Origin of the sequence: uncultured Pseudacidovorax sp., from assembly GCF_913773995.1 — a bacterium.
In the GTDB taxonomy this organism is placed as follows: Bacteria; Pseudomonadota; Gammaproteobacteria; order Burkholderiales; family Burkholderiaceae_C; genus Xenophilus.
Map to the genome: position 1 here is coordinate 1 of NZ_CAJYES010000010.1, position 4,088 is coordinate 4,088.

General features: G+C 69.5%; 4 protein-coding genes, 1 tRNA gene and 1 pseudogene. 3 read left to right on the plus strand and 3 right to left on the minus strand.

Annotated elements, in window-relative coordinates; all coding sequences use genetic code 11:
* The 3 genes and pseudogenes from QZ772_RS00785 to QZ772_RS00795 form a co-directional block, all read left to right on the plus strand.
* Positions 1 to 85 (plus strand): annotated as a pseudogene (locus QZ772_RS00785) (tol-pal system protein YbgF); the annotation flags it as partial.
* Positions 86 to 111: 26 nt separating this feature from the next.
* The gene (locus QZ772_RS00790) at positions 112 to 918 is read left to right on the plus strand and encodes a tRNA threonylcarbamoyladenosine dehydratase (RefSeq protein WP_295522071.1); all 807 of its coding nucleotides are present in this window, start codon (positions 112 to 114) and stop codon (positions 916 to 918) included.
* 44 nt (positions 919 to 962) lie between these two features.
* Positions 963 to 1,038: transfer RNA gene (locus tag QZ772_RS00795), tRNA-Lys, on the plus strand.
* Between the two features lie 84 nt (positions 1,039 to 1,122).
* On the opposite strand, the gene QZ772_RS00800 is transcribed toward QZ772_RS00795, so the two are convergent.
* The 3 genes from QZ772_RS00800 to QZ772_RS00810 all read right to left on the minus strand — a co-directional run.
* A complete protein-coding gene (locus QZ772_RS00800) occupies positions 1,123 to 2,283 on the minus strand; it encodes a CoA transferase (RefSeq protein WP_295522062.1) in 1,161 nt (386 codons plus the stop codon).
* A gap of 5 nt (positions 2,284 to 2,288) precedes the next feature.
* Positions 2,289 to 3,077, minus strand: a complete 789-nt coding sequence (locus tag QZ772_RS00805) for an enoyl-CoA hydratase-related protein (RefSeq protein WP_295522065.1) — start codon at positions 3,075 to 3,077, stop codon at positions 2,289 to 2,291.
* A gap of 13 nt (positions 3,078 to 3,090) precedes the next feature.
* Positions 3,091 to 4,088 (minus strand): acyl-CoA dehydrogenase family protein (locus tag QZ772_RS00810; RefSeq protein WP_295522069.1); only part of this gene is annotated, 998 nt, incomplete at its 5' end.

Here is a 4,088-nt window from a genome sequence, read left to right on the forward strand (position 1 = left end):
TCGCACATTGGAAGACCTGGTGAAGGCCTATCCGCAGTCCGAGGCAGCCACCGCGGCGCGGGAACGCCTCTCTCGCCTGCGTTGAGTGCGCCGGTCGCCACCACGCCGTCCATGCCAGAAGGCGCCCCGGACACCGAGCCAGACCTGAGCCGTCGCTTTGGCGGCATGGAGCGGCTGTACGGCGTGCAAGGTGCGGCGGCGGTGCGCGATGCGCATGTCGTCGTCATTGGCCTCGGCGGCGTAGGCTCCTGGGCCGCAGAAGCGCTGGCGCGCAGTGGGGTGGGCGCCTTGACGCTCATCGATCTGGACCACGTGGCCGAGTCCAATATCAACCGCCAGATCCACGCGCTCGATGACACCGTCGGGCAGGCCAAGGTCCAGGCCATGCATAAGCGCATTGGTCACATCAATCCGCGCTGCCGGGTACTGGCCGTGGACGATTTCGTCACCGCCGACAACTGGTTTTCGCTCCTCCTCCAGGCCGAGCAGACTTTGGGGCCTGTCAGCGGCGTGGTGGACGCCTGCGACCAGATGTCTGCCAAGACGGCGTTGGCAGCTTGGGCACTGGCGCGGGGCAGAAGCCTGTCGTTCATCACCGTCGGTGCGGCTGGAGGCAAACGACATGCGCAGCGCGTTGAAGTCGAGGATCTGGCCCATGCGACGCACGACCCGCTGATGGCGCAACTGCGCCAACGGCTGCGCAAGCATCACGGGGCCAGGCGCGATGGCAAGGCCATCGGGCTGCACTGCGTCTTCAGCCGCGAGCCCGTGGCCCCGCCGGATGCCTCCTGTGCGGTCGAAGGCGACGGTACCCTGAACTGCCACGGCTATGGGTCGATGGTGGCGGTGACGGCCACGTTCGGGCTGTGCGCCGCCGGCTGGCTCATCGACAAGATTCAGCAAAATTCCACGCTATAATCGTCGGCTTTGCTGAACACGACGCGACAGTGGCGGCGTGAAGCGGGACGTTAGCTCAGTTGGTAGAGCAGCGGACTTTTAATCCGTTGGTCGCAGGTTCGAATCCTGCACGTCCTACCAGTCATTTCCCCCGTCCTTGGTGAGTCCTGCTCCCAACGATTCAGAGCCCGCCGCCGGTGGGCTTTTTTGTTGCCCGGTCACTTCTCAGCGCGATGCGCCCCAGTGGCTCCCCACCGCAGCGGTGTGTTCCCCGATTCCCGGCAGTGCGCCCCCTCGCCGACCCTGTCCGTCCATTCGGAAGGGGAGACCGGGCAGGGCCATGGCTGCACCGTCCGACCGCTCGACCGGGACGAACAGGTCCGATGCCACGCCGCCGTGTCCCGCGCGCACCTCGGCCATGGTCCGCACCACGCCGACCACCACACCGGCCTCGGTGAGCAGTCGCCCGACCTCGGCGGAGTCCAGGTGGCCGATGCCTGCGGCCAAGGCGGCGCGAAGCGCAGGGCGATTGGCCACGCGGGCTGCATTGGTTGCAAAGCGTGGGTCGCTGGCCAACTGCGGCTGGCCGAGCGCCGCGCACAGTCTGGCGAAATGCGCCTGCGTGTAGGCCGAGACGACCACAAGTCCGTCCGCCGTCTCCACCAGGTCCGCGGCCGGCGCCGCATGGGGTTGGCCGTTGCCGCAGCGCAGCGGCATGCGGCCCGTCAGTCGGTACTCGGCCCACGCGTTGGCGAGCGCTTCCACCGCGACGTCGATCAGGGACACGTCGATCTGGGCGCCTACGCCGGTGCTGCCGCGCCGCACCAGCGCCGCCAACACGCCAGTGCAGAGTGCGTGACTGGCCATCACGTCAACGGCAGTGAATCCGAGCCGCGTCGGTTCGCCGTCGGCAGCGCCGTTGAGGCTCATCATCCCGCTCTCTGCCTGGGCCGCGATGTCGAAGCCCGGGCGCCGGCCATCTTCACCCTCCTGTCCAAAGCCACTGACCTGGCCATAGATCAGCCTTGGCGACAGGCCGCGCAGCACGTCGGTCCCCAGGCCGGCCTTGTCCATGGCGCCGGGCCGCATGTTGTGGATGAGCACGTCGGTCTGCAGCGCCAGTTGCAGAGCCTGCGCACGGCCCACCTCCGTTCGCAGGTCCAGCACCACCGAGCGCTTGCCACGGTTATAGGCACTGAACATCGGCCCGAATTCATCGCGGGACCAGCCCACATGGCGCGCCGCATCGCCGCCGGGCGGCTCTACCTTGACGACGTCGGCACCCAGGTCGGCCAGCGTCTGGCAGGCCGCCGGCGCCGCGATGAACTGGCCGAACTCCAGCACCCGCAGGCCTGCCAGCGGCAGCGTGTCACCGTACGAGGTCATCGCACTCACGGACGCGGCCGGCCGAATACCGGTGCCCGCTTTTCGAAGAAGGCCCTGGCGCCTTCACGGAAGTCGTCGCCGGCGAACAGCGTGGGCGCGTGGGTCAGCTGGAACTCCAGGGCCTCGTCCAGACCCATCGGCGCCTCGCGCAGACCCAGCTTGATGCACGCCTGGGCCTGCGCAGGCCCTCGCGCGAGCCGCTCGGCCAGTGCCAGTGCGTCGGGCAAGGCCGATTCACCGGCAGCCATGCGATCCGCCAAGCCCATGGCCACCGCCTCGGGCGCATCGATCTCGTCGGCCAGCAGCATCATCTGGCGGGCGCGCGTGCGGCCAACGCGCGCGGGCAGCGACCAGAAGAGGGCGGCGTCAGGCATGGCCCCCACACGCACAAAGGCACAGCAGAAGCGAGCGCTCTGGCCGGCGACCACCAGGTCGCAGCAGGCCGCCAGGCCCAGTCCCGCGCCGAAGGCAGGGCCGTCGACGGCCGCGATCACCAGCTTGTTTGCCGTCGCAATACCACGATAGAGGGCGGCATTGGCGGTCATGCGGGCGCGGGTCTCCTGCTCCGGGGCATGCGCCAGTTGCCGCAGATCGCCCCCCGAACAAAAGGCGCCGCCGGCGCCGGTGATCACCGCGCAGCGCAGCGTCTCGTCGTGGTCCAGGTCGGCAAGGCCGGCCAGCAGCCCTTCGAGCACGCCCGGCGCGGACAGTGAATTGCGATTGGCGGGCGCGTTCAGCGTCAGCTGCAGCACCGCTCCATGGCGTTGCGTGAGAACAGCGGAAGGTTCGGACATGGACGTGCTTTCTTCAATCGGCGGCGTGCGGGGGCATGGGGCCGAGGCTGGCGTCGGCCAGCCGGGCCAGATGGTGGGCCTCGGTGCCGTGCTGCACGCCGGCGAGGGCCAGGCGCCGAACCAGCGGCGCCGCCTCGCATTCCTGCGTGATGCCGATGGCGCCGTGCAACTGCACCGTTTCCTGCCAGACGTGGCGCGTGGCCGCCGCCAGCGTGGCGCCGGTCGCCGCGAGCCAGCGCGGATCGCCGATGCCGGCATCGGTGCGCTCGGCCGTGGCCTGCACCAGCGCATCGGCCTCTTCGATCTCGACCATCAGGTCCACCAGACGATGCTGGATCACCTGGTTGCGCACCACGGTCTGGCCGAATTGCCGGCGCGTGCTCAGGTAGTCCTGCGTCAGTGTCCTCGCGCGCCGCATGGCGCCGACACTCATGGCGCAATGGGTCAGCAGGGTCAGCGCCTCGGCTCGCGCCACGGCCGCGCGCCACGCGTCGGTGCTGCCCTGCCAGAGCGGTTCCGGCAGCGTCAACGATTGCGCAGAGAGCCGCACGGCGCGCTGGCCGTCGACGAGGGTGCAGGCCTGCGCCTGAAGTCCAGGCAGGTGGCGCGTCAGCGCGAACAGCGTGACCTGACCCTCCTCGACGCTGGCCCACAGCCAGGCATTCGCACCGGCACCGCCCGGCACGACAGGACTGCGGCCCGTGATACGCCCGTCTTGGCATGCAGCCCAATCGCAAGCCGCACCCCCGGCGATGCAGGCAAGGCGGAGCTCGCCCGCCATCGCGCCGACAAGCAGGCGCGCGACGGCGTCGTTCGGGTCCGGCAGCGCGGCCAGCAATGCAGGAGGGCGAACGCCTGATTCAGCAAAGGGCTCGTTCAGGCCCGCTACGCCCAGGGGTTCGGCCACGGCGCACAGGTCGGCGGCGCGTCCACCGAAGCCACCCAAATCTTCGGGCACGGCCAGTGCCAGCCAGCCCAGCTCCGCCAGCTGGGCCCATACCTCGGGCAGGC